General features: G+C 67.2%; 27 protein-coding genes and 1 tRNA gene. 12 read left to right on the top strand and 16 right to left on the bottom strand.

The genetic code is table 11. From position 1 onward, the window contains the following. Positions 1-27 precede the first annotated feature (27 nt). Positions 28-1,338: a M20/M25/M40 family metallo-hydrolase gene (locus tag ITJ67_RS18865; RefSeq protein ID WP_160071725.1), complete on the bottom strand. Its 1,311-nt coding sequence runs from the start codon at positions 1,336-1,338 to the stop codon at positions 28-30. A gap of 132 nt (positions 1,339-1,470) precedes the next feature. On the opposite strand from ITJ67_RS18865, the gene ITJ67_RS18860 reads away from it, so the two are divergent. From ITJ67_RS18860 to ITJ67_RS18850, 3 genes are all read left to right on the top strand, one after another. Next, positions 1,471-1,556, top strand: a tRNA-Leu gene (locus ITJ67_RS18860). Between the two features lie 214 nt (positions 1,557-1,770). Next, complete coding sequence (locus tag ITJ67_RS18855; RefSeq protein WP_194678663.1) at positions 1,771-2,319, top strand: flavin reductase family protein; 549 nt, start codon at positions 1,771-1,773, stop codon at positions 2,317-2,319. 107 nt (positions 2,320-2,426) lie between these two features. Then, the gene (locus ITJ67_RS18850) at positions 2,427-3,128 is read left to right on the top strand and encodes a DedA family protein (protein ID WP_160071727.1); all 702 of its coding nucleotides are present in this window, start codon (positions 2,427-2,429) and stop codon (positions 3,126-3,128) included. 48 nt (positions 3,129-3,176) lie between these two features. On the opposite strand, the gene ITJ67_RS18845 is transcribed toward ITJ67_RS18850, so the two are convergent. Together ITJ67_RS18845 and ITJ67_RS18840 are read right to left on the bottom strand one after the other, a co-directional pair. Continuing rightward, entirely contained in the window at positions 3,177-5,006 is a 1,830-nt protein-coding gene (locus tag ITJ67_RS18845; protein WP_160071728.1) for a DEAD/DEAH box helicase, read from the bottom strand. 35 nt (positions 5,007-5,041) lie between these two features. After that, a complete protein-coding gene (locus ITJ67_RS18840) occupies positions 5,042-6,220 on the bottom strand; it encodes an acyl-CoA dehydrogenase family protein (protein ID WP_194678662.1) in 1,179 nt (392 codons plus the stop codon). 97 nt (positions 6,221-6,317) lie between these two features. Here ITJ67_RS18840 and ITJ67_RS18835 point away from each other — a divergent pair, with 97 nt between their 5' ends. Next, a complete protein-coding gene (locus ITJ67_RS18835) occupies positions 6,318-7,127 on the top strand; it encodes an SGNH/GDSL hydrolase family protein (protein WP_194678661.1) in 810 nt (269 codons plus the stop codon). Positions 7,128-7,139: 12 nt separating this feature from the next. Here ITJ67_RS18835 and ITJ67_RS18830 read toward each other — a convergent pair whose 3' ends face one another. Further along, positions 7,140-7,979 carry a TrmH family RNA methyltransferase gene (locus ITJ67_RS18830; RefSeq protein ID WP_160071731.1) on the bottom strand — a complete coding sequence of 280 codons (840 nt, stop codon included), beginning with the start codon at positions 7,977-7,979 and terminating at the stop codon, positions 7,140-7,142. On the opposite strand from ITJ67_RS18830, the gene ITJ67_RS18825 reads away from it, so the two are divergent. Further along, positions 7,978-8,853, top strand: a complete 876-nt coding sequence (locus ITJ67_RS18825) for a Sir2 family NAD-dependent protein deacetylase (RefSeq protein ID WP_228503372.1) — start codon at positions 7,978-7,980, stop codon at positions 8,851-8,853. The two genes, ITJ67_RS18830 and ITJ67_RS18825, sit on opposite strands and share 2 nt — an antisense overlap. Before the next feature lie 34 nt (positions 8,854-8,887). Here ITJ67_RS18825 and ITJ67_RS18820 read toward each other — a convergent pair whose 3' ends face one another. Together ITJ67_RS18820 and ITJ67_RS18815 are read right to left on the bottom strand one after the other, a co-directional pair. Next, positions 8,888-9,967 carry a glycosyltransferase family 4 protein gene (locus tag ITJ67_RS18820; protein WP_194678660.1) on the bottom strand — a complete coding sequence of 360 codons (1,080 nt, stop codon included), beginning with the start codon at positions 9,965-9,967 and terminating at the stop codon, positions 8,888-8,890. Continuing rightward, positions 9,964-10,875: an alpha/beta fold hydrolase gene (locus tag ITJ67_RS18815; RefSeq protein ID WP_194678659.1), complete on the bottom strand. Its 912-nt coding sequence runs from the start codon at positions 10,873-10,875 to the stop codon at positions 9,964-9,966. The genes ITJ67_RS18820 and ITJ67_RS18815 overlap by 4 nt, the downstream gene beginning before the upstream one ends. A gap of 105 nt (positions 10,876-10,980) precedes the next feature. Here ITJ67_RS18815 and ITJ67_RS18810 point away from each other — a divergent pair, with 105 nt between their 5' ends. Continuing rightward, positions 10,981-11,676, top strand: coding sequence for an exonuclease domain-containing protein (locus ITJ67_RS18810; RefSeq protein WP_160071734.1), 696 nt, complete (start codon positions 10,981-10,983; stop codon positions 11,674-11,676). Between the two features lie 84 nt (positions 11,677-11,760). Here ITJ67_RS18810 and ITJ67_RS18805 read toward each other — a convergent pair whose 3' ends face one another. From ITJ67_RS18805 to glgA, 3 genes are all read right to left on the bottom strand, one after another. Continuing rightward, complete coding sequence (locus ITJ67_RS18805; protein ID WP_068481959.1) at positions 11,761-12,021, bottom strand: type B 50S ribosomal protein L31; 261 nt, start codon at positions 12,019-12,021, stop codon at positions 11,761-11,763. Positions 12,022-12,109: 88 nt separating this feature from the next. Further along, positions 12,110-12,895: an ABC transporter ATP-binding protein gene (locus tag ITJ67_RS18800; protein WP_194678658.1), complete on the bottom strand. Its 786-nt coding sequence runs from the start codon at positions 12,893-12,895 to the stop codon at positions 12,110-12,112. 50 nt (positions 12,896-12,945) lie between these two features. Continuing rightward, on the bottom strand, positions 12,946-14,130 hold the full coding sequence (gene glgA, locus ITJ67_RS18795; RefSeq protein ID WP_194678657.1) for a glycogen synthase: 1,185 nt from the start codon (positions 14,128-14,130) through the stop codon (positions 12,946-12,948). A 47-nt stretch (positions 14,131-14,177) separates the two neighbouring features. Between glgA and ITJ67_RS18790 the strand changes: the two genes are divergently transcribed. Both ITJ67_RS18790 and serB read left to right on the top strand, forming a co-directional pair. After that, complete coding sequence (locus ITJ67_RS18790) at positions 14,178-15,419, top strand: glucose-1-phosphate adenylyltransferase (protein WP_160071737.1); 1,242 nt, start codon at positions 14,178-14,180, stop codon at positions 15,417-15,419. Beyond that, positions 15,416-16,075, top strand: coding sequence for a phosphoserine phosphatase SerB (gene serB, locus ITJ67_RS18785; RefSeq protein WP_194678656.1), 660 nt, complete (start codon positions 15,416-15,418; stop codon positions 16,073-16,075). Before ITJ67_RS18790 ends, serB begins: the two co-directional genes overlap by 4 nt. A gap of 147 nt (positions 16,076-16,222) precedes the next feature. Here the strand turns inward: serB and ITJ67_RS18780 are convergent, their stop codons facing one another. Next, complete coding sequence (locus tag ITJ67_RS18780; protein ID WP_194678655.1) at positions 16,223-16,933, bottom strand: beta-ketoacyl-ACP reductase; 711 nt, start codon at positions 16,931-16,933, stop codon at positions 16,223-16,225. A gap of 80 nt (positions 16,934-17,013) precedes the next feature. Here ITJ67_RS18780 and ITJ67_RS18775 point away from each other — a divergent pair, with 80 nt between their 5' ends. Genes ITJ67_RS18775 through ITJ67_RS18765 form a run of 3 tightly spaced genes read left to right on the top strand, consistent with a single transcriptional unit; the run spans position 17,014 to position 18,414 of the window. Further along, entirely contained in the window at positions 17,014-17,289 is a 276-nt protein-coding gene (locus tag ITJ67_RS18775) for a DUF3099 domain-containing protein (RefSeq protein ID WP_146080201.1), read from the top strand. Beyond that, positions 17,282-17,563, top strand: a complete 282-nt coding sequence (locus tag ITJ67_RS18770; protein ID WP_228503369.1) for an acetone carboxylase — start codon at positions 17,282-17,284, stop codon at positions 17,561-17,563. The genes ITJ67_RS18775 and ITJ67_RS18770 overlap by 8 nt, the downstream gene beginning before the upstream one ends. Then, a complete protein-coding gene (locus ITJ67_RS18765; protein ID WP_160071739.1) occupies positions 17,560-18,414 on the top strand; it encodes an SURF1 family protein in 855 nt (284 codons plus the stop codon). The genes ITJ67_RS18770 and ITJ67_RS18765 overlap by 4 nt, the downstream gene beginning before the upstream one ends. 93 nt (positions 18,415-18,507) lie before the next feature. Here ITJ67_RS18765 and ITJ67_RS18760 read toward each other — a convergent pair whose 3' ends face one another. The 6 genes from ITJ67_RS18760 to sufB form a co-directional block, all read right to left on the bottom strand. Beyond that, positions 18,508-20,106 carry an ABC-F family ATP-binding cassette domain-containing protein gene (locus ITJ67_RS18760; protein ID WP_104241205.1) on the bottom strand — a complete coding sequence of 533 codons (1,599 nt, stop codon included), beginning with the start codon at positions 20,104-20,106 and terminating at the stop codon, positions 18,508-18,510. A gap of 180 nt (positions 20,107-20,286) precedes the next feature. Further along, positions 20,287-20,619 carry a metal-sulfur cluster assembly factor gene (locus ITJ67_RS18755; protein ID WP_104241206.1) on the bottom strand — a complete coding sequence of 111 codons (333 nt, stop codon included), beginning with the start codon at positions 20,617-20,619 and terminating at the stop codon, positions 20,287-20,289. Between the two features lie 9 nt (positions 20,620-20,628). Then, positions 20,629-21,393, bottom strand: coding sequence for a Fe-S cluster assembly ATPase SufC (sufC, locus tag ITJ67_RS18750; RefSeq protein ID WP_068481926.1), 765 nt, complete (start codon positions 21,391-21,393; stop codon positions 20,629-20,631). A 3-nt stretch (positions 21,394-21,396) separates the two neighbouring features. Beyond that, a complete protein-coding gene (locus tag ITJ67_RS18745) occupies positions 21,397-21,729 on the bottom strand; it encodes a non-heme iron oxygenase ferredoxin subunit (protein WP_104299032.1) in 333 nt (110 codons plus the stop codon). Next, entirely contained in the window at positions 21,726-22,931 is a 1,206-nt protein-coding gene (gene sufD, locus ITJ67_RS18740) for a Fe-S cluster assembly protein SufD (protein ID WP_194678654.1), read from the bottom strand. The genes ITJ67_RS18745 and sufD overlap by 4 nt, the downstream gene beginning before the upstream one ends. After that, positions 22,932-24,350 carry a Fe-S cluster assembly protein SufB gene (gene sufB / locus ITJ67_RS18735; RefSeq protein WP_104242038.1) on the bottom strand — a complete coding sequence of 473 codons (1,419 nt, stop codon included), beginning with the start codon at positions 24,348-24,350 and terminating at the stop codon, positions 22,932-22,934. 262 nt (positions 24,351-24,612) lie between these two features. On the opposite strand from sufB, the gene ITJ67_RS18730 reads away from it, so the two are divergent. Further along, positions 24,613-25,578, top strand: a complete 966-nt coding sequence (locus ITJ67_RS18730; protein ID WP_160071741.1) for a COX15/CtaA family protein — start codon at positions 24,613-24,615, stop codon at positions 25,576-25,578. Positions 25,579-25,621: the final 43 nt, after the last annotated feature.

The following is a 25,621-nucleotide window of genomic DNA, read 5'->3' as shown; positions in this document are numbered from 1 at the left end:
GCCCGAACCGGGCACGCCCCCGGGCGCTCAGTAGCTGCGCAGGAAGTCTCCGAGCACCTTGCGCCCGAAGACCAGCGACTCGAGCGGCACGCGCTCGTCGACGCCGTGGAACATCGCCGGGAAGTCGATGCCCTCCGGGAGTCGGAGCGGGGCGAAGCCGTAGCCCTCGATGCCGAGCGTCGCGAGCGCCTTGTTGTCGGTCCCGCCGGAGAGGAAGTACGGCACGACGACGGCCTCGGGGTCGTGCCGCTGCAGGGCCGCCGTCGCCGCGTCGACGATCGGCCCCGAGACGGGAGCCTGCGTGCCGATGCCTCGGAACACGGTCTCGATCTCGATGTCGTCGCCGACGATCGCCTGGATCTCCGCGAGGAGCTCGTCCTCGGCTCCGGGGAAGGGCCGCGCGTCGATGGCGACGCTCGCCGACTCGGGGATGACGTTGTGCTTGTAGCCGGCGTTCAGCATCGTGGGGTTCGTCGTCGAACGGAGGCTGGCCGTGAGGAACCCAGACGCGCTGCCGGTCGCGAGGACGATGGCGCCAGGCGTGGTCTCCTGGGGGTCGACCTCGAGGAGGCGAGCGAGCTCCGTGATCATCGAGGAGGTCGTGTCGTTGAGAAGAACGGGCCACTCGTGGGAGCCGAGCTTCGCGATGGCCTGGGCCAGGCGCGTCACGGCATTCTCCTCAGCAGGAATGACCCGTGAGCCGTGAGCCGCCCGCCCCTTGGCGTGGAGCCGCAGCCACAGGAGCGCCTTCTCCCCCGTCTGCAGCAGGTAGGCGCGCTTGCCGCCGACCGTGATCGAGTAGCCGCCGACCTCGGAGATCGCCTGGGTCGCGCCCGCGAAGAGCTCTGGATGGTCGCGGGCGATGGGCTCGGATCCGAACTGGCCGCCGTTCTCCTCGTCGGCGAAGAACGCGAGGACCAGCTCGCGCTCAGGCAGCTCACCCGCGCCGAGGATCTCCTCGACGGCGGTCAGGATCATGGCGTCCATGTTCTTCATGTCGACGGCACCGCGCCCCCACAGGAGGCCGTCCTTGATGACGCCGGCGAACGGATCGACGCTCCAGCTGCCAGCTTCCGCTGGGACGACATCGGTGTGGCCGTGCACGACGAGCGCCGGCTTCTCCGGGTTGCGCCCCGGGATGCGGGTGAAGATGCTCGGACGTCCTGGGGCCGCCTCGATCGTCGTGACGTCCAGGCCGAGAGCCCGGAGTCGCGCTTCCAGGTACTGCGCAGCCTCGGTCTCGCCCTTGGAGCGGCCTTCGCCGTAGTTCGTGGTGTCGAGGCGGATGAGGTCCTGGGTCGTCGTGACGGTCGGATCGAGTTCGAGGGAGTCAGCCATGTCCCCAACGCTACCGCCGCAGAGTCCCCCAGTTGCTCCTCGCGACTCGCCCGGGATGCACGCTTTTCGGCCCCGATTAGCGTTTCGCCGGAATCCTGGTAATGTTTCTCCTCGTGCTCAACAGCACAACCTGCGCGGGTGGCGGAAATGGCAGACGCGCTAGCTTGAGGTGCTAGTGCCCGTATTAGGGCGTGGGGGTTCAAGTCCCCCCTCGCGCACAGGTTGAAAGGCCCGGGAGTTTTCTCCCGGGCCTTTCGTGTTCCCTCCCGCAGCTGTCGTGCTCCCTCCCTCAGCTCATCTGCGATGCGCTTCCTGACGCACTGCGTAGTGAGACGGCGCGGAGAGAAACACTCGGCAACCTTGGTTTGCCAGGACAAGCTCCGCAGGTGACGCTCGATGATGTCCATCCACCGTCATCCCAGGAGTGCACCAGTGCCCGCTGAAACCACGTCGCTCGTGAACCACACCCAGATCGGTCAGACCGAGCTCTCCGAGAGCTTCCGCTCGCTGTTCCGCCAGCACCCCTCAGGCGTCGCTGTGCTCACGGCTGCGACCGAAGCCGGTCCGGTCGCGATGACGATCACGTCGCTCACGTCGGTCAACGCATCCCCCGCCCTCGTGGCCTTCTCGCTGTCGAAGGCCTCCTCAGCGACGCCCGGAATTCTGGCGTCGTCCAGTGTGCTCGTGCACTTCATCGACGAGGCGTCGCTCACGGTGGCCCAGGTGGCCGCCACGAGCGGTATCGACCGCTTCGCAGACCGAGATAGCTGGGGCTATCTGCCGAGCGGAGAACCCCACTACAGGGCCGTCACGCGCTGGGCGCGCGGCAGCGTCCGCAGCACGCTCGACGTGGACGGGGCGGTTCTCGTCGTCCTGGACATCGTCGAGGCCAGGGATGGGAGCGCTGGCGCCCCGTTGGAGGACGACGGGGTCGTGTACCGCAACCGCGTGTGGCGAAAGCTCGGCGCCCCGCACAGCTGAGAGGGACTCGAGGGGTGGTCGGGTAGTTTGGGGGCGCAGCACTGTGACGAGCGATTGGCGCATGAACTGCCTCCACGCTCCCAGACCGAGAAGGACCTCCTCGAACCATGCCTGGCCTCGCCACGACACTCCTGAACGCCGCAAGCTCAGGAGGGGGCGCCGTCGATGAGGCAACGGGCGGCATCTTCGGGGTCATCTCCGATTGGGCGATCGAGATCATGGGAACCATCGGAGCTCCCGGCGCCGGCATCGCCGTCGCGCTGGAGAATCTGTTCCCGCCTATCCCCTCTGAGATCATCCTCCCGCTGGCAGGCTTGGCCGCGCACCAGGGCAAGTTCTCCGTGCTCGAGGCGATCATCTGGACCACGATCGGCTCGGTGGTCGGCGCCTATGCCCTCTACTGGCTCGGTCGCTGGCTCGGACACAACCGCATGGTGTGGCTCGCTCGGAAGATCCCACTCGTCGACGCGGCCGACGTCGTCAAGACGACCAACTGGTTCAAGAAGCACGGCAAGAAGGCCGTGTTCTTCGGCCGGTTCCTGCCGATCTTCCGGAGTCTGATCTCGATACCGGCCGGCATCGAGCGGATGCCCGCGCTGCAGTTCGGCCTGCTGACGCTCGCCGGCTCCGCGATCTGGAACACCGTGTTCGTCATGGCCGGCTACCTGCTCGGCGATTCCTGGGAGCAGATCCTCATCTACGCAGACGCGCTGAAGTACCTCGTGTATGCGCTCGTGGGAGGCGCGATCATCTGGTTCCTGGTCGTGAAGATCCGCGGGCGGGTGCACCGCGGCGGCCACTCGGCCTGAAGGCGCGCGCTCAGGTCGGCTGACCGCTGACCGCTGACCGCTGACGGCTCACGAGCGCATGCGCCGCCGGAGCACGTCGATACGGGCCTGGATCTGCGACACCGTCGCCTGTCCCACCGCTGGCCCCCCGCAGCTGCGGCGCAGCTCCGCGTGGACGATGCCGTGGGGCTCCCCCGATTGCTTGGCGTAGACCGACACGAGGCTGTTGAGCAGCGTGCGCTGCTCCTTCAGGGTGCGGTGCAGAGCCTGGGGCGGTGCAGGAGCCGGCGGGCCGGCTTTGACGCGCGACTCCTGGATGCGCCCCTGCTTCGCCTGTCGCTGGGACAGCACCGACCGCACCTGGTCGGCGTCGAGGATGCCGGGCAGCCCGAGGAACTCCAGCTCCTCCTCGCTGCCGACTTCGGCCGCGTAACCGAAGTCGCCGCCGTCGTAGAGGACCTTGTCGAACAGTGCCTCGCTCGAGATGGCCTCGAACGTGAACTTCCCGAGCTCGTCCGAGGTCTTGTCCGGCCGCTCTGCGGCGGCCATCATGTCTTCTTCCGGGGCGCGGGAGTCGTCGGCGTCGGCGAGCCGATCAAGCGCGTGGTTGCGCTCCATCTCCAGCGCGTGCGCGAGTTTCGTGAGCTGCGGCACGCTCGGCACGAAGACCGTCGCGGTCTCGCCCTTCTTGCGGGCGCGGACGAAGCGGCCGATGGCCTGCGCGAAGAACATCGGCGTCGACGCGTTGGTCGCGTAGACGCCCACGGCGAGCCGGGGCACGTCGACGCCCTCTGACACCATTCGGACGGCGACCATCCACCGCTCGTCGCTCGCGGAGAATTCTGTGATGCGGTCGGACGCGCCCTTGTCGTCGGAGAGGATGAGCGCGGGCTTCGTTCCGGTGATGGTCTTCAGGATCGCCGCGTAGCCCTTCGCCGCCGCGTGATCGGTCGCGATGACGAGGCCGCCGGCATCGGGGACTTCCTGGCGGACCTCGCTGAGGCGCTGGTCGGCCGCTTGGAGGACCTGCGGGATCCACTGCCCTTCGTGGTCGAGGGCAGTGCGCCATGCCTGGGAGACGATGTCCTTCGTGTTGTCTTCCGCGAGGCCCGCTGACATCTCCTCACCCTGCGTGTCCCGCCACCGCACGTTGCCGGCGTAGGACATGAAGAGCACTGGGCGGACGACGCCGTCCTCGAGCGCCCGGCCGTACCCGTAGGAGTAGTCGGTGAGCGACGTGCGGATGCCGTCCTCGTTCGGCGCGTAGGTGACGAATGGGATCGGCGCGGAGTCGGAGCGGAACGGGGTTCCCGTGAGTGAGAGGCGGCGGTCGGCGTGCCCGAAGGCCTCGCGGATCGCATCTCCCCAGCTCAGCGCATCTCCGCCATGGTGCACCTCGTCGAGGATGACGAGTGTGCGTCCTGAAGCGGTCAGGTGGCTGTGGACGCTCGGCTTCATGGCGACCTGGGCGTAGGTCACGGCCACGCCGTGGAACTGACGCGAGTGGATGCCCTGGTTGTTGCCGTAGCGCGGGTCGATGCGGATGCCGACTCGGGCGGCAGCCTCCGCCCACTGCGTCTTGAGGTGGTCAGTGGGCGCGACGATCGTGATGCGATCGACGGAGCGGCGCTGGAGGAGCTCGGTCGCAAGTCGCAGGGCGAAGGTCGTCTTGCCGGCACCTGGCGTCGCAGAGGCGAGGAAGTCTCGAGGCTCGGACTCGAAGTAGACGTCGAGCGCCTCAGCCTGCCAGGCGCGCAGCCTTCCTGCGGTGCCCCATGGCGCACGCTGCGGGAAGGATGGAGAGAGGTGCTCGGCGGCGAAGGTGCCGACCTGGTGACCGTAGCGGGAGCCGTCGTGGCTGGAGGGTTGAGCTTCCTGGACGGCTTCGCGTTCGGTCATGGCTGCGTCGAGTTCCTCTCAGGGCAGTCGCCCGGTCAGCGCCGTGCGGGTGGGTCTTGGATTGGTCCGAGTCGATGGCTGGCGTGCAGCCGGCGCACGGCTCGCTCGTTCGACGGGTGCAAACCGCCTGCGAGCACGTCTCGCAGCAGTCGCGCGAGCTCATGTCCGGAACGGTAGCCGCTGCCGCCGACAATCCCGAGCGCGTCCTGCGTCGTGGTCTCCGCGGCGGCCACCGCCTCGTACTTCGCCATCGTCAGGCGAGCGAACCAGGCGTCGCCGTGAGGCGCGCCCTCGTCGACATCGCGAGCGATGGACTCAACGAGGGTACGCGCTGCGAGCTGTCGGATGCTCATCCTGGCGATTTCCTCTCGAACCTGCACGTCGTCAGCGAGACGGATCCCGCCCTGCGTCGAGCTCGTCCGGTGCTCGGCGGCCTCGATCGCCAGCTCGAGCGCGCGGTCGCCGATCCCGACGTAGCATGCGGCGACGAGGAGCAGGAAGTTCGAGTGAACGGCGAAGATGTGCGGTTCGCTGCTCGGTCCGACCGGGAGCCGAGCGATGACGCGCTCGGCGGGGATGAGCGCACCGTCCAGGGAGGTGGAGCAGCTCTGCGTCGCCCGCATGCCGAGCGTGTCCCAGTCATCGTGGATGCGCACGCCGTCGTCGCCGCGTCGCAGCACTCCGTGGACCAGGCTCGGCTCCGCTCCCGTGTCGTCGCGGCCGAAGGTCACGAGGCTCGTCCAGACCGGAGAGAGCGAGGTGAAGATCTTCATCCCGTGCAGCCGGTAGCCGCCGTCGGCCTCCGGCTCGGCCCGGACATTCGAGTCGTAGAGGACGGCGTCGTTGCCGATCTCGGAGATGGCGAGCGCGTAGGTCTCCCCCGCGACGATCTCGCGCAGCATCCAATCGAGGCCGGCATCGCCCGCCTCGTGCCTCGCGCGGGCGATGCCGGCGACCACGTGGTGCATGTTCACGGCGAGCGCCGTCGCTGGAGCCGCGGCCGCGAGGCGCGCCTGGCATCGCACGGCCTGCTCGAGAGATGCCCCTGTGCCGCCGAAGTCGCGGGGAACCAGCAGCCGCAGGTAGCCGATCTCGCGGAGTGCCTCGAGGTCGTCCGCGGGGAAGGAGTTCTCCGCGTCGTGGCGGCTCGCGCGCTGATTGAGCACCTCGAGCAGGTCATCGGCCAAAATGGTTCTCGGGTCTGAAGCTGGCATGCCCACCACGGTACTCGTCACGGCTTCGACCTCGATGACCACGGCAGCGTCCGTGACGGTCTAGTCTTCAGTTCCGATCGAGGAGAGAAACGGCGAGATGTCAGAACCCGAACTCATACCCTGGAGCCGCTACGTGGCGATCGGCGATTCCTTCACCGAGGGTGTCGGCGACCCTGAACCGACCGCTCCCGGCGGTCTCCGCGGCTGGGCCGATCGTGTGGCAGAGGAACTTGCCGCACACCGCTCCGATTTCGCCTACGCGAACCTGGCCATCCGCGGCCGACTGCTGGATCAGATCGTGGAGGAGCAGCTCGAACCGGCGCTCGAGCTGAAGCCCGACCTCGTGACGGTCTCGGCAGGTGGCAACGACATCATCCGCCCCGGCGCCGACCCGGACGCGATCGCCGCCCGGTTCTCGCGCCTCGTCGGCTCGCTGCGTGCCAGCGGTGCCACCGTCGTGGTGTTCACCGGAGTGGACACGAAGTTCGCGCCGGTGTTCTCCTCGATGCGCGGCAAGATCGCCATCTACAACGAGCACATCCGCGGGATTGCCGAATATCACGACTGCATCGTCGCCGATCAGTGGGCTCTTCGCTCCATCCAACGCCCGAGCATGTGGGTCAGCGACCGCCTGCACCTCAACGCCTACGGGCACCACGAGGTGGCTCGCATGGTGCTCGCCGCGTTGAACGTCGAGAACGAGCTCGTGGCGATGCAGCCTGCACCGGCTCGTCCCTCGCGATGGCGCGAGGCCCGCGCCCAGGACATGGTGTGGGCGAGACAGCACCTCGTTCCCTGGGTGCTGCGGCGACTCAGGAACGAGTCATCGGGCGACAACGTGATCGCCAAGCGTCCGTTCGCCGAGCCCTTCTCCTTCGGCACCGACGTCGACTCTCCTCTCCGGTGAGCGCGTAGCGCCCTATCCGGTGAGCGCGTAGAGCGCGACGGCACTCGCCGCAGCGACGTTGAGCGAGTCGACGCCATGGAGCATCGGAATCGTCACGGTCGTCGTCGCAGCGCTGAGGGCGCCGCGGCTCAGGCCGTCCCCTTCCGTGCCGAGCATGATCGCGACGCGCTCGGGCCGGTTCGCGGCGTAGTCGCGGAGCGAGACCGCGTCATCGTCCAGGGCGAGCGCTGCGACGTCGAAGCCAGCGTCGGCGAACAGGGTGGCAGCCTCCTGCCACACCGGCAGCCGGGTCCACGGCACCTGGAAGACGGTGCCCATGCTGACGCGCACACTGCGCCGGTAGAGGGGATCGGCGCATTCCTGGGTGACGAGCACCGCATCGGCCCCGAGACCGGCAGCGGCCCGGAACACCGCGCCGACGTTCGTGTGATCGACGAGATCCTCGAGCACGACGACGGTCTTCGCCGTCGCGAGCAGGTCTGCGGGGTCGAGCAGCGGGGGCCTGTGCATCGAGGCCAGGGCTCCCCGGTGCATGCGGAAGCCGGTGAGCTGCTCGAGCTGCTCGCTGGAACCGACGTACACGGGCACGTCGGGGAACGCCTCGAGCAGCGGCTCGACGGTCGGGAGCCACTGCTCCATGAGGAGCACGGAACGGGGCGTGTGGCCTGCCCGCAGCGCCCGCTCGATGACCTTCGGCGATTCGGCGAGGTACAGGCCCCCTTCCGGCTCGAGGCGACGGCGGAGGGCCACGTCGGTCAGGCGGGAATAGTCGTCGAGTCCAGAATGTTCGAGTGAACGGACGGATGGGGCCGCACGTGGCCAATCGGTCGACTGGAGAGGGGTCAGGCGCATGGAGGCAATCCTGTCAGAAGCGGGCGGTGCCATGGCGGAGCGGGCGCGAGCTGAGGGTCTTGCACGTGCCGCGGATGTGCTGGCGGATCGGGCGTTCGCGGTGCTCACCGGCGCCGGGCTCTCGACGGATTCGGGCATCCCCGACTACCGCGGGGACGGCAAGGCGCCACGGATCTCGCCCATGACGATCCAGCAGTTCATGTCCGATGAGTCGACGCGCAGGCGCTACTGGGCCGGCGCTGCGCTCGGTGCGGCGCGTTTCTCCGGAGCAGAGCCCAACGCGGGCCACCTGGCGCTCGCCGAGCTCGAGCGACACGGCGCCGCGACGGGGGTCGCCACGCAGAACGTCGATGGCCTCCACCTCCGGGCAGGCAGCCGCAACGTCGTCGAGCTCCACGGCAGCATGCGCACCGCGAGCTGCACGCAGTGCGGGCATGAGGTCTCACGAGCTTCGCTCCTCGCCGCCATCATCGAGTCCTCCCCCGGCATCGCCGAGCTGGCGGCCGACGCGAGCAGCCGACCAGACGGTGACGCTGAGGCGAGCGGAGCGGAGATCGAGGAGCTCCCGAGCTGCCCGGTCTGCGGGGGCATCCTGCAACCAGACGTCGTGATGTTCGGTGACGTCGTTCGTCCCGAGGTCGCCGAGCGTGCCCGCAACCTCGTCGACGAATCCGACGCGCTCCTCGTCGCCGGCACATCGCTGGTCGTCAACACGGGACGAAGGCTCGTGCATCGTGCCGTGGCGGCAGGCAAGCCGGTCGTGCTGTTCAACCGTGGCGGGGCGGCGATCGAGCACCTGGCCTTCGTCTATGTCGACGGCGGCACCTCCGAGTCGCTCGCCGACCTCGCGGCCCGGCTCACCTCGAACTCCTAGGCTGGCCCCGGACTCGGAGACCGGCCAGAAGCCGTCAGCGCTGTCGGTGCGCTGCCACCTCACGGCAGGCGTTGAGCAGCGAGGCGGCGGATCGCTCCCACGCGTACTCGGCGGCCCTGGCCACGCCAGCGGCTGAGGCGGAGGCCCACGCCTCCGTGCTGCCGTCGAGCTGCCTCGCCTTCGTCGCGAGCAGCGCCGCGTCGTCGGCCGGGAAGTACCCGGCTGCCGCTCCCCCGACCTCGCGGAAGATCGGGGTGTCGCTCACGAGAATGGGTGTGCCGGCGGACATGGCTTCCACGAGCGGCAGCCCGAAGCCCTCGCTCTTCGACGCGGTCACGAGGGCGGTGGCGTTGCCGAGGAGCGCACGGTACTCGTCGTCGCTCACTCCCTGGTGAGCGACGATCGAACCCGTGGGGGCGAGATCCTCGAGCGCCGCCAGGGTGCGCGCATCCGCCTTCGAGCAGAGGTGGAGTCGCCAGCCAGGCAGGTCGCGCATGGCGCGCGCCAGCGTCTCGACGTTCTTGTACGGCATGAAGGAGCCCATGTAGATGAGGTTGGGATCGCTTGGCGGCTCGGACCTCGCTGGCGCTGCGAACGCGGGATCTGGCGCGTTGGGCACGAGTGGGATGGGGCGGCGGGTGAGCTTCTTGGACTCGAGGAGTTCGCGGGTCGTCGCCGAGACCACCGCGACCTGGTCCGGACCCGCGAGGAGGAGCCGCTGCGGCCAGAAGGACAGGTGGTAGACCCGCCACAGCGCGCGCACGTACCAGGGGAGGAACTGCGGCGGCTTCGGGTGCTCGTAGTAGATGAGGTCGTGGATCGTGAGGATGAGCCCGTAGTGACGCCCGAGCGAGCCCATGGTCTGCATGGGGCTCACGACCACGTCGGGGCGCAGCGCATTGATCTGCCTCGCGACGAACGGCTCCGCTGGCGACGTCGGCGCGCTGATCAGCGCGTGCGGAAGGTCCGGCAGCATGGGCAGCTGTCGTTCGTCGGAGATGAGCATGGTGACCGGGTGCAGTTCGGAGAGCGCACGCACGAGCTCAGCCGAGTACCGCGATATGCCGTCGTGTCGGTCGATCCGGACGTACCTGCAGTCGAAGAGCAGCTTCACCGGCTGTGCTCCGAGTCGTCGGATGTGGAGTTCTCGTCGATGAACTCGGAGAGCAGGCGGGCGGCTGCGATCGGCGTCTCGTAGTGCACGAGGTGACCCGTTCCAGCGATCACGTGCAGCGGTAGCCCGGCGAGCCTGGCGAGTTCGAGCTGGGCTTCGAGCGGTGCGATGTCGTCGAGCGCGCCTGCGATGAGCGCGGTGGACGCTGGCAGCTCGTGTGCATGTGCGAGGACCGAGTCGGAGACGGATGCACGGAACGCGGCGAGGAGCGTGTCCCGGTCGGAGAAGTCAGAGAAGTGCCGTTCATGCTCGGCATGGATCCAGGCTCGAAGCGGCTTCGAGGTGGTCTTGGCCATCACCTCGCTCATGACACGTGTGATGAGCGGATGGGAGAGCAGCACCCTGCCCGCCCGTTCTGGCAGCTTCGAGCCGAGCCAGTAGTAGAAGATCGCGAGCTTCGTGAGGATCGCCTGCTGGCCTTCCAAGGCGGGCGCGGCGATGGGGTTGACGAGCACGAGGCGCCGATCGCCGATCGCGGCGGGGCGCCGGGAGATCACGAGCGAGCCGAACGAATGACCGAGGATGATGGCCCTCCCGTCCGGGTCGACCTGCTGGAGGAACGCCTCGAGCCAGGTCGAGTAGTCGTCGAGCGTGTGGCCGCCTGCGAGAGGCTGTGACTCCCCGAAACCGGGCAGGTCGGGTGCGAGGAAGCGAACGTCCGGGAGTCGTTCCACGACGGGGAGGAGCCCGTGGTGGGTGCCGCGGAAGCCGTGGACCAGCACGACCGTCGTGCGGGCGTCGTCGGCCGATGGGCCGATCTCCCACCACGCGCATTCGGAGCCAAGGACACGCGCTGTGCGGGCGAGCGACGGGGACTCGGGAGTGGCTGCGAGAGCGGAGGAAGGCATCGTGCAAGAGTGTACCGAGCAGGGCGGGAAGCTGTGCTCAGGCGCTCCCGTGCGACGCACGGTGGAGGTGCCTGCAAGATGACGTCGAGGCGGGATGAGGAAGCAATGACCGAGTGGACGAAGCGGATCGCGGTGTTCGATCTCGAGACGACCGGCATCGATGTCGAGAACGACCGGATCGTGACGGCGTTCGTCGGGCTCATCGACGGCGATGGCACGATCGAGCGCGGCACGGACTGGCTCGCGGACCCGGGCATCCCCATCCCCGAGCGAGCGGCTGCCGTTCACGGCATCACCACGGAGATCGCCCAGTCCGAGGGGCGGCCGGCAGGTGAGGTCGTCGGGGAGCTACGGGCCGCGCTCGACTGGATCGCCCGGCACCGAGTTCCGCTGGTCATCTACAACGCGCCGTACGACCTCACCCTGTTCGCTCGGGAGTGCGCCCGCCACAGCCTGGAACAGGTCGTCTTCGCCGAGCAGGTCGTCGACCCGCTGGTCATCGACCGGGCGCTCGACAAATACCGCAAGGGCAAGCGCACGCTCACCGACACCGCCCTCTTCTATGGCGTCGAGCTGATCGACGCGCATTCCGCGGGTGACGATGCCGTCGCGGCGGGCCAGCTGGCGCTCGCACTGGCGGCCAAGTATCCCGCGGAACTCGGGCTGCCGCTTCAGGAGCTGCACACGAAGCAGGTCACGTGGGCGGCGGACCAGGCCAGGGACTTCGAGGCGTACATGCGCGCGAATCGAGACCCGGACTTCACCGCCGACGGCGCTTGGCCGGTGCGCAGCACTCCCTGACCGGCGGTGGGCCTCGGTGAGGCTTCCTGCAGACGCACGAAAGGGCGGCACCGAAACGGTGCCGCCCTTTCGTGGAGCAATGAACTACTTGCTGCCGCCGCCGAACTTGGCGTAGCGGTTCTTGAACTTCTCAACACGACCTGCGGAGTCCATGATGCGCTGCTTGCCCGTGTAGAACGGGTGCGAGGCGCTGGAGATCTCGACGTCGATGACTGGGTACGTGTTGCCGTCTTCCCATTCGATCGTCTTGGCGCTCGAGACCGTGGAACGGGTGAGGAACTTCTCCCCCGATGCGAGGTCGTTGAACACCACCGTGTTGTAGGTGGGGTGGACGTCAGCCTTCATAAGGGTTCCTTCAACGAGTTTGGTGAGCAGAATCGGACCACGGGTCCTGAGCCAAAGGACAACTTTAGCAGATAGGAGCCCGTGGGTGTCAGTTCGACGCGCGGGCGGCGTACCGGCCTTGAGCGTTGGTGACGTGGAGGGGAAGCCCGAACGTCATCTCGAGGTTCGAGCTCGTGAGCACCTCGGAGATCGGGCCGGCTGCGACGACCTTGCCTTCGCGGAGCAGGAGCACGTGGGTGATGCCCACTGGGATCTCCTCGACGTGGTGCGTGACCATGACGATCGCAGGCGCGAACTCGCTCTGCGCGAAGCTTGAAAGCGCAGCGAGGAGATTCTCACGAGCTCCGAGATCGAGGGATGCGCTTGGCTCGTCAAGGAGGAGCAGCTCGGGGTCGGTCATGATCGCCCGTGCGATGAGCGTTCGCTTCTGCTCGCCGTCACTGAGCGTGCCGAAGCTGCGCTCAGCGAACTCGCCGAGGTTCCATTCCTCGAGGACCCGCTGCGCGCGGCGCTCGTCGATCTCCTCGTAGGCCTCGTTCCAGCGGCCCGTGACCGCGTAGGAGGCTGTCAGCGCGACGTCGATGACCCGCTCGTCTTCGGGGATGCGCCTCGCCATCGCGCTCGACGCAACGCCGATGCGAGGACGAAGGTCGAAGACGTTGGTCCGGCCGAGGCGCTCTTCGAGCACGTCGACCTCACCTGATGTGGGGTGCTGCGTCGCCGAGGCGAGCGAGAGGAGCGTCGACTTCCCGGCGCCGTTCGGGCCGAGCACCGCCCAACGCTGCGTCTCATCGACGGACCAGGTGACATGGTCGAGGATCGGACGACCGTTGCGAACGACCGTAGCGTCGTTGAATTCGAGAACCGTTGCCATATGCCCCAGCCTAGACGCGGCTCGTGCGCTGGCTTCGGCGGCGCACCGCGTCAGCCAACGAGCTGCTCGTAGATGGAGATCGTCTCGTCGCTGATGCGGCGCCAGGTGAACTCGCGCTCGGCGCGCTCGCGCCCCGCCTTGCCGTATCGAGCGGCTGTCTCGGGGTCGCTGACGACCTCGGTGAGCACTCGTGCGAGGTCGGCGACGAACTTGTCGGGGTCGAGCGGGGTTCCCGTGCCGTCGGTTGCCTGCTCGATCGGCACGAGGCGTCCGGTCACTCCGTCGTCGACGACCTCGGGGATGCCGCCGGTCGCCGTGCCGACCACGGCCGTGCCGCAGGCCATGGCCTCGAGGTTCACGATGCCGAGCGGCTCGTAGATCGATGGGCAGGCGAAGACCGTCGATGCCGAGAGCGCGGTCATGATCTCGCGCTTGCTGAGGTGGCGCGCGAGCCAGAGGACGCCATCACGCTCGGTCTGCAGCTGCTCGACGAGCCCAGCGACCTCTGCCTCGATCTCGGGGGTGTCCGGGGCGCCGGCGCAAAGGATGACCTGCACTTCAGGTGGCAGCTCGCGCACAGCGCGAAGGAAGTACGGGAGCCCCTTCTGCCGAGTGATGCGGCCGACGAAGACGACAGCTGGGCGTTCGGGGTCGATGCCGAGCGCACGTGCCGCCTCTGGGTCCTCGACGCGCTGCCAGGTCTCGAGGTCGATGCCGTTGTAGACGACCTCGACCTTCTGTGGGTCGAGGTTCGGGTAGGCACGGAGGATGTCGGCGCGCATCCCGTGGCTCACGGCGATGATGCGGTCTGCGTGCTCGTAGGAGACCTGCTCGATCCAGCTGGAGAGGCGGTAGCCGCCTCCGAGCTGCTCTGCCTTCCAAGGGCGGAGCGGCTCGAGGCTGTGCGCTGTGATGACGTGCGGGATGCCGTGCAGCAGCTTCGCGACGTGGCCCGCGGCGTTCGCGTACCACGTGTGGGAGTGCACCAGGTCGGCACCCGCGATGTCGTTCGCGATCTCGAGGTCGGTGCCGAGGAAGCCGAGAGCGGGGTTCGCGGATCGAAGGGCAGGGGGCGTGTTGTACGCATAGGTCTGCTGCTCGTCGCGCGCCTCTCCGAAGCAGCGGACGTTGACGTCGATGTCGCGTCTCATCGCCTTGACGAGCTCGGTGACGTGGACTCCGGCCCCGCCGTAGACGGCCGGTGGATACTCGCGTGTTACCAGATCAACTCTCACGGGCTCCACGGTAGTACAGCGGGGCTGGGAACCCCTAAGCTCGAGTCATGTCACAGGCAAAGGTGTTCGGCATCGTTCTCGCTGGTGGTGAGGGGAAGCGGCTCATGCCGCTCACCGCAGACCGGGCAAAGCCCGCTGTGCCCTTCGCAGGCCAGTATCGACTCATCGACTTCGCGCTTTCGAACCTGGTGAATTCCGGGCTCCACAAGATCGTCGTCCTGACGCAGTACAAGTCCCACTCGCTCGACCGGCACGTGTCGCACACGTGGCGTCTCCCCGCGATGCTCAACTCCTACGTCGCCTCCGTGCCAGCGCAGCAGCGACTCGGCAAGCGGTGGTTCTCGGGCTCGGCAGATGCCATCCGGCAGAGCCTGAACCTCATCAACGACGAGTCCCCGGACATCGTGGTCGTCGTCGGTGCGGACCACGTCTACCGCATGGACTTCTCGCAGATGATCGAGGCGCACATCGCCTCCGGGCGCAGCGCGACGGTCGCCGCGATCCGTCAGCCGATCTCGCTCTCGGACCAGTTCGGCGTGATCGACGTCGACCCGGACGACCGGACGCTGATCCGCGAGTTCCTCGAGAAGCCGGAAGACGCTCAGGGGCTGCCGGACAGCCCGGGCGAGATCCTCGCCTCGATGGGAAACTACGTCTTCACGGCCGACAAGCTGGTCGAAGCGGTCATCCGCGACTCCACGCTCGAGGACTCCAAGCACGACATGGGCGGGGACATCATCCCGAGCTTCGTGGCTCTGGGAGACTGTGGGGTCTACGACCTCAAGGACAACATCGTTCCCGGGTCGACGGAGCGCGATCGCGACTACTGGCGCGACGTCGGAACGATCGACTCGTTCTACGACGCTCACATGGACCTCATCTCCACGCTGCCGATCTTCAATCTCTACAACGAGAAGTGGCCGATCTTCGCGCAGCAGCTGAACTCTCCCCCGGCCAAGTTCGTCCGGGACAGCCGTGGATCCACGGGCACGATGATCGACTCGATCATCTCGCTCGGCTCGGTCATCTCTGGTGCGCACATCGAGCGGAGCGTGCTCGGCCCCTGGGACAACGTCGAGTCCGGAGCCGCAGTCGTCGACTCCATCCTCTTCGACCGGGTCAACGTGCAGGCTGGTGCTGTCGTGCGTCGCGCGATCCTGGACAAGAACGTCATCGTCAAGGAAGGCGCCTCGGTCGGCGTCGACCGCGAGCACGACCTCCGACGCGGTTTCACGGTCACCGACTCTGGCCTCACGGTCGTGGAGAAGTTCGGGATCGTCGAGCCGTGACCTCGGGTACGTCCCCCCGGTCCCCCTTCCTGGTCGTCCTCGACGTCGACTCGACCCTCATCGAAGACGAGGTCATCGAGCTGATCGCCGACTACGCCGGGGTGACCGCTGAGGTCGCCGAGGTGACCGAGCGAGCGATGGCGGGCGAGCTGAACTTCGAGGAGAGCCTGCGCCACCGCGTTGCGCTCCTCGAGGGCGTCTCCTCGACGGATGTCGCGTCAGTGGTGGATCGGGTTGTCGTCACGCACGGCGTCCCAGAGCTCATCGCCGGCGTGCACGCGGCCGGCGGCTCCATCGCGGCGGTGTCGGGAGGCTTCCACGAGATCCTCGACGAGCTCGCCGAGCGGCTCGGACTCGACCGCTGGCGCGCGAACCGCTTCGAGGTCGTCGACGGCAAGCTCACGGGCAGGGTATCCGGCCCCATCATCGGGAGCGAGGCGAAGCGCGAGACGCTGCTCGAGTGGGCTCACGAGCTCGGTGTCGACCCGTCCCGCACGGTCGCGATCGGCGATGGCGCCAACGATCTCGGCATGATGTCGGCTGCCGGTCTCTCGATCGCGTTCGACGCGAAGCCGGTTGTCCGGGAACAGGCGCACGTCAGCCTCCCTGATCGCGATCTGCGGCAGGTGCTCGCCGCCCTGGGCCTCGAGGGCTGACGGCCGAGCAGGGCTACGACCGAGCAGAGACGAACGAGCAGAGACGAACGAGCAGAGACGAACGAGCAGAGAGCGGGCCGAGCGGATCTGCATCCGCTCGGCCCGCTCTGCTCGTGGATCTCCGTGCGTCAGGACGACGACGTGCTGCTAGTGCCCCATGCCGAGGCCACCATCGACCGGGATGACGGCGCCGGAAATGTACCCGGCGTCATCGCTGGCGAGCCAGGCAGCGGTCTTGGCGATCTCGTCGACGCTTCCATAGCGGGCCGCCGGGATCTGAGACAGGTATTCCTCCTTGGTCTCCTCGGGAAGCACCGCAGTCATCTCGGTCTCGATGAATCCCGGGGCGATGACGTTCGCGGTGATGCCCCGCGAGCCGAGCTCGCGGGTGAGGGAACGGGCCATGCCGACGAGGCCGGCCTTCGCGGACGAGTAGTTGATCTGGCCCGGCGAGCCGAAGAGCCCGACGACACTCGAGATGAAGACCACCCGACCGAAGCGAGCCTTGAGCATCCCCTTCGAGGAGCGCTTGAGAACGCGGAAGACGCCGGTCAGGTTCGTGTCGATGACCTGCTGGAAGTCGTCCTCCGACATGCGGAGCAGGAGGTTGTCCTTCGTGATGCCGGCATTCGCGATGAGCACCTCCACGGCCCCGAGCTGCTCCTCCACGGCCTTGAAGGCCGCGTCGACGCTCGCAGCGTCGGTGACGTCCGCCCGAACGGTGAGAGCGCCCTCAGGGCCGCCCTCCCCCGAGCGCGAGGTCACCGCGACGCGGTGGCCAAGGCTGACGAAGTGTGCGGCGATGGCGTAGCCGATGCCGCGGTTTCCTCCCGTGACGAGGACGGTTCTTTGGGTCATGCTGCTCCCTTGAGACGGTTCGCTCCAGTCTAGGGGCGAGGAGTAAGCTGAGCAGATCGCCGAGAGGAGCACCTGCCACCGTGCGATCACACACCACGAACGTCACCTCCATGGGAGACAGCGAGTACGACGAGCGCGCTGCCCGCATGAGGAAGTACACCATCATGATGCTCATCAGGGTGGCCTGCTTCGTCGCGCTCATCTGGGTGCGCGGACCGTGGATGTTCGTCTTCGCGGCCGGAGCGATCTTCCTCCCCTACTTCGCTGTCGTCATCGCGAATGCTGCCACGCAGCGGCGCACGCGGAAGGTGGAACGGCCGAGCTTCCTGCAGCGACGGGGCAAGCCGGATGCGTGAGGGATTCGACCTGCTCGGCGCGCTCCAGAGCGGCGGGCTCGACGCCACTGAAGCCGAGCCGCGATGCTCGCGTGCTGGGTGCAGCTCTGACGCGACGACCCGGATCGTGTGGCGCAATCCGCGCATCCACGACGAGGCGCGGCGCAAGATCTGGCTCGCCTGCGACGAGCACGCCGGCTACCTCGCAGACTTCCTCCGCCAGCGTGACTTCCCGGTGACAGCCTCGGCCATCTCGACCGGGCAGCTCGACGACGATGTGGACGGGCGCGCGTGAGCGGCGAGCGTCGCTGGCGCTTCGCCTTCTCGAAGCGCTGGCTCGGGTACCTCGGACTGCTGATCGTCTTCGCGATCGCCTGCGGCTTCCTGAGCCACTGGCAGTTCGAGCGGCGCGACGAGCGGGTCTCGGAGAACGCTCGGATCACTGGCAACTTCGACCGGGAGCCGGTTCCCCTCGAGAGCGAGCTCCCGGCGATCGACGACTTCTCGATCGACCAGGAGTGGACTCCCGTGCTCCTGCAGGGCAGATACCTCACGGACGAGCAGCTGCTCGCGAGGTCGCGGCCGCACAACGGGTTGCCGGGATTCGAGATCCTCACGCCCTTCGAGACCGACGATGGGCGGGTATTCATCGTCAACCGCGGCTGGATTCCGACGGGTGACGCGCAGGACTCCCCCGACCACATCCCCGCTGCCCCCGAAGGCGAAGCCACGATCGTGGCTCGCCTCAAGCCCGGCGAACCCGAGATCCCCGGACGGACAGCGCCTGCGGGACAGATCGCGACCATCCACCTGCCGCAGTTCGCTGATGAGCTCGGCACCGACCGCGTCTACACGGGCGCATACGGGCTCCTCTCGGCGGAGCGGCCCAACGCTGAGACGGGCGCGCTCACGACGAAGCCCGCGCTGAGCGAGGGCAACCATCTCTCGTACGCGTTCCAGTGGATCATCTTCGCCATCATCGCGCTCCTCGGCCTCATCTTCGGCCTCCGCGCCGAGTACCGCGACCGCAACCCGGACGACCCGAAGGTGCGTGAGGCCATCTCGCGTGAGCGTGAGCGCGCTGGTCGACGTCGCAAGACCGACGCCGAGATCGAGGACGAGATCCTCGATCGCGCCGGCGGGTGATTCCGGAAGCTCCCGCAGACACGAAGAGCGCATGCCCCCTGCTGGGAGCATGCGCTCTTCCTTGCAGAGACTGGCTCCGCTGCTGCGCCCTGCCTAGTTCATCGTGATGAGGTCGAAGTAGTCGGGCGTCCAGTGGTCTTCCACGCCGTCCGGCATGATGAGCACGCGCTCGGGGTTGAGCGCCTCGACCGCCCCCTCGTCGTGGCTGACCAGCACGACAGAGCCTTCGTAATGCGCGAGCGCGTCCAGGATCTGCTCGCGGCTGAGCGGGTCGAGGTTGTTCGTCGGCTCGTCGAGCAGGAGGACGTTGGCGCTCGACACGACCAGCATCGCAAGAGCGAGGCGGGTCTTCTCGCCGCCGGAGAGCACGCCGGCCGGCTTGTGCACGTCGTCGCCGGAGAACAGGAACGAGCCGAGCACCTTGCGTGCCTCGGTCTCGGTGAGGTGGCTGGATACGCTCACCATGTTCTGCAGCACGCTGCGCGCGACATCGAGGGTCTCGTGCTCCTGCGCGTAGTAGCCGATCTTGAGGCCGTGGCCGGGCTCGAGCGCCCCAGTGTCGGGCTCGTCGACGCCGGCGAGCATCCGCAGCAGCGTCGTCTTGCCCGCACCGTTGAGGCCGAGGATGACGACGCGAGATCCGCGGTCGATCGCCAGGTCGACGGCGGTGAAGATCTCGAGCGAGCCGTACGACTTCGAGAGGTTGGACGCGCGGAGCGGCGTCTTTCCACAAGCCGCGGGCGTCGGGAAGCGCAGCTTCGCGACTCGATCCGCGACACGGACCTCCTCGAGACCCGAGAGCATCTTCTCTGCGCGCCTGGCCATCTGATGCGCCGCCGTGGCCTTCGTCGCCTTGGCGCCGAACTTCGCCGCCTGCTGCTGCAGGACGGAGGCCTTCTTCTCGATGTTCGCGCGCTCCTTCTTGCGGCGCTCCTGGTCGGCCTCGCGCTGACGGAGGTAGTGCTTCCACCCCATGTTGTAGACGTCGATGACCTGGCGGTTCGCGTCGAGGTAGAACACCCGGTTGACGGTGTCCCCCACGAGCTCCACGTCGTGGGAGATCACGATGAGTCCGCCCGCGTACCCCTTGAGGAACTCGCGCAGCCAGATGACGGAATCGATATCGAGGTGGTTCGTGGGCTCGTCGAGCAGCATGGTCTCGGCACCCGAGAAGAGGATGCGGGCGAGCTCGATGCGTCGGCGCTGTCCTCCGGAGAGCGTCTGCAGCTCCTGGTCGAGGATGCGGTCAGGCAGCTTGAGGTTGCTGGCGATGGCCGCCGCCTCGGCTTCTGCGGCATAGCCGCCAAGCGCCAGGAAGCGGTCGTCGAGGCGCGAGTACTTCTTCATCGCGGACTCCTGCTCAGCAGGGGTGCCCTCGGCCATCGCCATGGTCGCCTCGTCGATGCCGAGACGCAGCTCGCCGAGCCCACGGGCGTCAAGGATGCGGGTGCGGGCAGTCTGCGTGGGATCGCCGCTTCGCGGGTCCTGCGGCAGGTAGCCGATCTCGCCGCGGCGCTCGATCCGACCGGCGGTCGGGAGCGTGTCGCCGGCGAGGATCTTCGTCAGCGTCGTCTTGCCCGCGCCGTTGCGACCGACGAGGCCGATCTTGTCGCCAGCGGCAACACGAAAGTCGACTCCCGACATGAGGGTGCGGGCACCCATGGTGATTTCGAGGTCATGTACGGCGAGCAAGAAGTGATTCCATTCAGTGAAGTGCGGGTGTTCGGGGCGAGTCGTGTGGGCTGTCGGGAAACGGTGCGGGGCCAGGTCGCGGCGTGAACCGAGCCTGGCCCCATAGCCGACAACCTGCCCAGTCTAGACGAGGCGCGAAAGAGCCCCGCCGGGGCGGGGCTCTTCACTGCGGGACCGAGCTCAGATGTTGAACCCGAGCGCACGCATCATGTCGCGGCCGTCGTCCGTGATCTTCTCAGGACCCCACGGCGGCATCCAGACCCAGTTGATGACGAAGCGCTCGACAGCGCCCTCGAGTGCCTCGGCGGTCTCGGACTCGATGACGTCGGTCAGCGGGCAGCCCGCTGAGGTGAGCGTCATCGAGATGACGAGCGCGTCGGAGTCGTCGTCCCAGTTCAGGTCGTAGATGAGCCCGAGGTCGACGATGTTGACGCCGAGCTCCGGGTCCACGACCTCCTTGAGCGCTTCCTCGATCTCGTCGTAGCGTGTCGCTTCGAGTGTCGTCAGTGCCATGGCGAGATCCTACGCCTCGACCTGCTGAGCGAGGTAGCGGTCGTAGCCCTCGTTCTCCAGGCGATCGGCGAGCTCGGGTCCGCCCTGGTCGGCGACCTTGCCCGCGACGAAGACGTGCACGAAGTCAGGCTTGATGTAGCGAAGGATGCGCGTGTAGTGCGTGATGAGCAGCACACCGAGGCCGGTGTTCTCCTTGACGCGGTTGACACCCTCCGACACGATGCGGAGCGCGTCCACGTCGAGGCCCGAGTCGGTCTCGTCGAGCACAGCGAACTTGGGCTTGAGGAGCTCGAGCTGGAGGATCTCGTTGCGCTTCTTCTCTCCACCGGAGAAGCCCTCGTTGACGTTGCGCTCGGAGAACACGGGGTCCATGCGGAGCGCCGCCATGGAGGCCTTGACCTCTTTGAGCCATGGGCGCAGGGGCGGAGCCTCGCCGGCGACCGCGGTCTTGGCGGTACGCAGGAAGTTCGCAACCGTCACGCCGGGGATCTCCACCGGGTACTGCATCGCGAGGAAGAGGCCGGCCTTGGCGCGCTCGTCGACGGACATCTCGAGGACGTCCTCGCCGTCGAGCGTGATCGAGCCGCTGGTCACCTCATACTTGGGGTGGCCCGCGATCGTGTAGGCGAGGGTCGACTTGCCGGAGCCGTTCGGCCCCATGATGGCGTGGATCTCGCCCTTGTTGATCGTCAGGTCGACACCGCGGAGGATTTCCTTGGTGCCCTGGTCGGTCTCGACCGTGACGTGGAGGTCGGATATCTGCAGCGTGGACATGTGCTAGCTCTTCTCCTCGAAGATTGGAGTGGGGTCGATGTAGATGTCGCCCGCTTGCACCTGGATGCGGTACACGGGCACTGGTTCGTAGGCGGGGAGGGTGCGTGGCCAGCCGGTCTTGAGCGAGAACTGGGAGCCATGCGCCCAGCACTCGATCGAGTCGTCCTCCACGAAGCCCTCGGCGAGCGAGATGTCTCCGTGCGAGCACCGGTCGCCGAGAGCGAAGAGCTCACCGGCCGAGTCTCGGACCAAGCAGATGGCCTGGCCCTCGATCTCGAAGCGCTGCGGCGACTCGACCTTCACGTCATCTGCCGCGCAGAGACGCACCGAGGTCATCGCTCGGCGACGAGCAGGGGGCTTGCGCCCTCGTTGAGCTCGCGTTCGAGCGCATCCCGCAGGTGGGTGGCGATCTCCTCGTTGCCGATCTGCTGGACGATCTCGTTGAGGAAGCCGTGGACCACCAGGCGGCGGCTCATGGCTTCGGAGACGCCACGGCTCATCAGGTAGAAGAGCTGCTCGTCGTCGAAGCGACCGGTTGCCGAGGCGTGGCCGGCGCCCTCGATGTCGCCCGTCTCGATCTCGAGGTTCGGGACCGAGTCGGCGCGTGTGCCCTCGGAGAGGACGAGGTTGCGGTTCTGCTCGTAGGAGTCAGTGCCCGGTGCGTTCCGGCGGATGAGGACATCGCCGATCCACACGGCACGCGCGCCTTCACCCTGCAGCGCGCCCTTGTAGTTGACGCGGCTGCGCGTGTGCGGCGCGTTGTGGTCGACGAACACCTGGTGCTCGAGGTGCTGGCCCGCGTCCGAGTAGTAGAGGCCGTACAGCTCGCCGTCAGCGCCCTGCGCGTTGAGCTGCAGCGTCGGGTTGAGGCGGACGATGCCGCCACCGAGCGAGACGACGATGTGCTTGATGAACGCGTCGCGCCCGACGGACAGGAAGTGCGTCGAGAGGTGCTGGGCCGAGTCCTCCCACTCCTGCATGGAGACGATCGTGACGTTCGCCCCGTCTCCGACGAGGATCTCAACGTTCTCCGCGACCGTCGCCGCTCCGGTGTGGCGCAGGATGATGAGGCCCCTGGCGTGCGGCTTGATGTCGATCACGACGTGGGCCGCGACAGCAGCGCCGCCGAAGCCCGTGCGGTCCAGGACGAACTGCTTGTCGTCTTCACCGGAGACCTCGACGAGCAGCGCCTCCTCGAAGTTCGACCAGGCGTTCGCCGAGGCACGGTCCTCCGGCTTGCCCGCGGATCCGATCCGCGCATCCGAGCGAGGGATCCAGCTGACTGCGACGCCCTCGGTCTCTGCGAACTCGAGCTCGGAACGGGATCCCGTGAGCTCGCCGTTGATGAGGCCATCGAGCTTCGCGACAGGGGTGTACTTCCACTCGATCTCGCGCCCGCTCAGCGGCGCGAAGTCGGCGAAGTCGAAGGAGGTGAACCGCTCCGACCTCGTCTGCACCGGCACCTCGGACCCAGGCCCGTGGCTGTGCTTGTTGAGACCGAGCGGATTGATCTGCTCGCTCGTCACCTGCGTCGTCATCTAGCCGACCGATCCTTCCATGCTCATCTCGATGAGCTTGTTGAGTTCCAGCGCGTACTCCATCGGCAGCTCGCGCGCGATGGGCTCGATGAAGCCGCGCACGATCATGGCCATCGCCTCGGTCTCCGGGAGGCCGCGGCTCATGAGGTAGAACAGCTGCTCCTCGGACACCTTCGTGACCGTGGCCTCATGGCCGAGCTGCACGTCGTCGACGCGGATGTCGATCGCGGGGTACGTGTCGGAGCGCGACTGCGTGTCGACGAGCAGCGCGTCGCAGACGACGCTGTTCGAGGAATGGTGCGCCTTCGCATCGATGCGCACCTCGCCGCGGTAGCCGGCTCGACCTCCGCCCCTCGCGATGGACTTAGACGTGATCGACGACTGCGTGTACGGAGCCATGTGGATCATCTTCGCGCCGGCATCCTGGTGCTGGCCAGGGCCTGCGAACGCGACGGACATGGTCTCGCCCTTGGCGTGCTCGCCGACAAGGTAGATCGACGGGTACTTCATCGTGACCTTGGACCCGATGTTGCCGTCGACCCACTCCATGGTGGCGCCCTCTTCAGCGATCGCACGCTTCGTGACGAGGTTGTAGACGTTGTTCGACCAGTTCTGGATGGTCGTGTAGCGGACTCGCGCGTTCTTCTTGACGATGATCTCGACGACCGCGGAGTGCAGTGAGTCGGACTTGTAGATAGGAGCCGTGCAGCCCTCGATGTAGTGCACGTAGCTGCCCTCGTCGGCGATGATGAGCGTCCGCTCGAACTGACCCATGTTCTCCGTGTTGATGCGGAAGTAGGCCTGCAGCGGGATCTCGACGTGGACGCCCTTGGGGACGTACACGAATGAGCCGCCAGACCACACGGCGGTGTTGAGTGCGGCGAACTTGTTATCGCCCGAGGGGATGACGGTGCCGAAGTACTCCTCGAAGAACTCCGGGTGCTCGCGAAGCGCCGTGTCGGTGTCCATGAAGATGACACCCTGCTTCTCGAGCTCCTCGTTGATCTGGTGGTACACGACCTCGGACTCGTACTGTGCGGCGACTCCGGCGACGAGGCGCTGGCGCTCTGCGTCCGGGATGCCGAGCTTCTCGTACGTGTTCTTGATGTCGTCCGGGAGGTCCTCCCAGGTCTGCGCCTGCTTCTCCGTCGAGCGCACGAAGTACTTGATGTTGTCGAAGTCGATCCCGGAGAGGTCTGCGCCCCAGTTCGGCATCGGCTTGCGCTCGAACATCTTGTAGCCCTTGAGGCGCGTCTTCAGCATCCACTCGGGTTCGTCTTTCAACTGCGAGATGTCGGCGACGACGGCATCGCTGATGCCTCGCTTCGCGGACGATCCCGCAACATCGGAGTCGGACCAGCCGAACTCATAGCGGCCGAGGCCCTCGAGTTCTGGGCGATCGATCAGGACATCTGACATGTCTGCCTCGTCTCTCTCATCTCTGAAGTCGTTCTCCACACGCGGCTGCTTCTGGGGCCTGTCGCCGTCGATCGTCTCGCGTATGGGGTCTTCGGCCGGTGGGCCCGCGGTCGCTTGGGCAGACGGCGTGCGTCTACCTCTCGTAGAATGGAACCCGCGAAGGGCCTCCATTGTTCCCTGCGCCGCGATTCGGGCGCACGTCCCGAGCGAAGACAACAACTTCTATCCTACGCCAGACATGCCAGGCGTCTGAAAGGAACTCGTGACCGCGCAAGTCGCTCCCGTCCGTCCCCCACGAGCGGATGACCTCCGCGCGCGGTTGCTGCCGACCAGCATCACGCGGTACACGCGCTTCCTGGCGTGGGCGAGCCTGATCGCGAACATCGCCATCGTCGGCACGGGCGGACTCGTGCGACTCACCGGCTCCGGCCTCGGCTGCCCGACCTGGCCGTACTGCACGGACGGGTCGCTCATCAACACGCCCGAGATGGGCATCCACGGCGTCATCGAGTTCGGCAACCGCCTGCTGACGGGCATCCTCTGCATCATCGCGCTGCTGCTATTCCTCGCCGTGCTGCGAGTGCGCCCCCGCGGTATGCGCCTCGCCGTCCCCGCGTTCTCGATCGGTCTCCTCATCATCCTGCAGGCGATCGTGGGCGGCATCACGGTGCTCACAGGGCTCAACCCCGACATCGTCGGCCTCCACTTCCTCATCTCCGGTCTCATCTGCGCCATCGCTGCGGTGCTGCTGTTCCGCGTGCGAAGCGGTGAGCCCGTCCCCGAGGTGGGGACCAGACTCGATGTCAGCCGGTCAGGCCTCGTGCTCACGATCAGCATCGTCGTCAACGTATGGGTGTGGGTGACGGTCTTCGTCGGCGCGCTCACGACTGGCTCTGGGCCTCACGCCGGAGACTCTGCCGCCTCGCGGAACGGCCTCGACCCGGTCATCATGCAGCATGTGCACTCGTGGCCGGCCTACATCCTGCTCGCGTGCTCGCTCATCTTCGTCGTGGTCGCCTCGGTTCGGGGCTTCGCGGCAACGCGGCGAGTCTCGATCGGCCTGCTGTGCCTCATCGTCGCTCAGGCGGCCGTCGGCATCTGGCAGGCGCGCACCGGACTTCCCATCACGCTCGTCATCGTCCACATGGTGCTCTCGGTCACGACCATCGCCGTCGCCACGACGGCCGTCGCCACCATCCGCCGCGAAGGACGCCCATCGCGCGTCTGATCATGACCGGCATATGAAGCGGCCCCGGCGAGCAGTGCTCGCC

It is taken from the genome of Pseudoclavibacter sp. VKM Ac-2867 (assembly GCF_015351275.1).
Taxonomy (GTDB): Bacteria; Actinomycetota; Actinomycetes; order Actinomycetales; family Microbacteriaceae; genus Pseudoclavibacter.
Note: the sequence above shows the minus strand (reverse complement) of the source record. Positions and strands in the feature narration are given on the sequence as shown.

Bases quoted from the DNA above. Each gene is read 5' to 3' on its own strand.
- sufC (WP_068481926.1), bottom strand. From the start codon at position 21,393: ATGTCCACGCTGCAGATATCCGACCTCCACGTCACGGTCGAGACCGAC.
- ITJ67_RS18835 (WP_194678661.1), top strand. From the start codon at position 6,318: ATGTCAGAACCCGAACTCATACCCTGGAGCCGCTACGTGGCGATCGGC.
- ITJ67_RS18830 (WP_160071731.1), bottom strand. From the start codon at position 7,979: ATGCGCCTGACCCCTCTCCAGTCGACCGATTGGCCACGTGCGGCCCCA.
- ITJ67_RS18805 (WP_068481959.1), bottom strand. From the start codon at position 12,021: ATGAAGGCTGACGTCCACCCCACCTACAACACGGTGGTGTTCAACGAC.
- ITJ67_RS18770 (WP_228503369.1), top strand. From the start codon at position 17,282: ATGCGTGAGGGATTCGACCTGCTCGGCGCGCTCCAGAGCGGCGGGCTC.
- ITJ67_RS18800 (WP_194678658.1), bottom strand. From the start codon at position 12,895: ATGGCAACGGTTCTCGAATTCAACGACGCTACGGTCGTTCGCAACGGT.
- ITJ67_RS18850 (WP_160071727.1), top strand. From the start codon at position 2,427: ATGCCTGGCCTCGCCACGACACTCCTGAACGCCGCAAGCTCAGGAGGG.
- ITJ67_RS18745 (WP_104299032.1), bottom strand. From the start codon at position 21,729: ATGACCTCGGTGCGTCTCTGCGCGGCAGATGACGTGAAGGTCGAGTCG.
- ITJ67_RS18790 (WP_160071737.1), top strand. From the start codon at position 14,178: ATGTCACAGGCAAAGGTGTTCGGCATCGTTCTCGCTGGTGGTGAGGGG.
- ITJ67_RS18755 (WP_104241206.1), bottom strand. From the start codon at position 20,619: ATGGCACTGACGACACTCGAAGCGACACGCTACGACGAGATCGAGGAA.
- ITJ67_RS18810 (WP_160071734.1), top strand. From the start codon at position 10,981: ATGACCGAGTGGACGAAGCGGATCGCGGTGTTCGATCTCGAGACGACC.
- sufD (WP_194678654.1), bottom strand. From the start codon at position 22,931: ATGACGACGCAGGTGACGAGCGAGCAGATCAATCCGCTCGGTCTCAAC.
- ITJ67_RS18780 (WP_194678655.1), bottom strand. From the start codon at position 16,933: ATGACCCAAAGAACCGTCCTCGTCACGGGAGGAAACCGCGGCATCGGC.
- ITJ67_RS18845 (WP_160071728.1), bottom strand. From the start codon at position 5,006: ATGACCGAACGCGAAGCCGTCCAGGAAGCTCAACCCTCCAGCCACGAC.
- sufB (WP_104242038.1), bottom strand. From the start codon at position 24,350: ATGTCAGATGTCCTGATCGATCGCCCAGAACTCGAGGGCCTCGGCCGC.
- ITJ67_RS18825 (WP_228503372.1), top strand. From the start codon at position 7,978: ATGGAGGCAATCCTGTCAGAAGCGGGCGGTGCCATGGCGGAGCGGGCG.
- ITJ67_RS18815 (WP_194678659.1), bottom strand. From the start codon at position 10,875: ATGCCTTCCTCCGCTCTCGCAGCCACTCCCGAGTCCCCGTCGCTCGCC.
- ITJ67_RS18865 (WP_160071725.1), bottom strand. From the start codon at position 1,338: ATGGCTGACTCCCTCGAACTCGATCCGACCGTCACGACGACCCAGGAC.
- ITJ67_RS18840 (WP_194678662.1), bottom strand. From the start codon at position 6,220: ATGCCAGCTTCAGACCCGAGAACCATTTTGGCCGATGACCTGCTCGAG.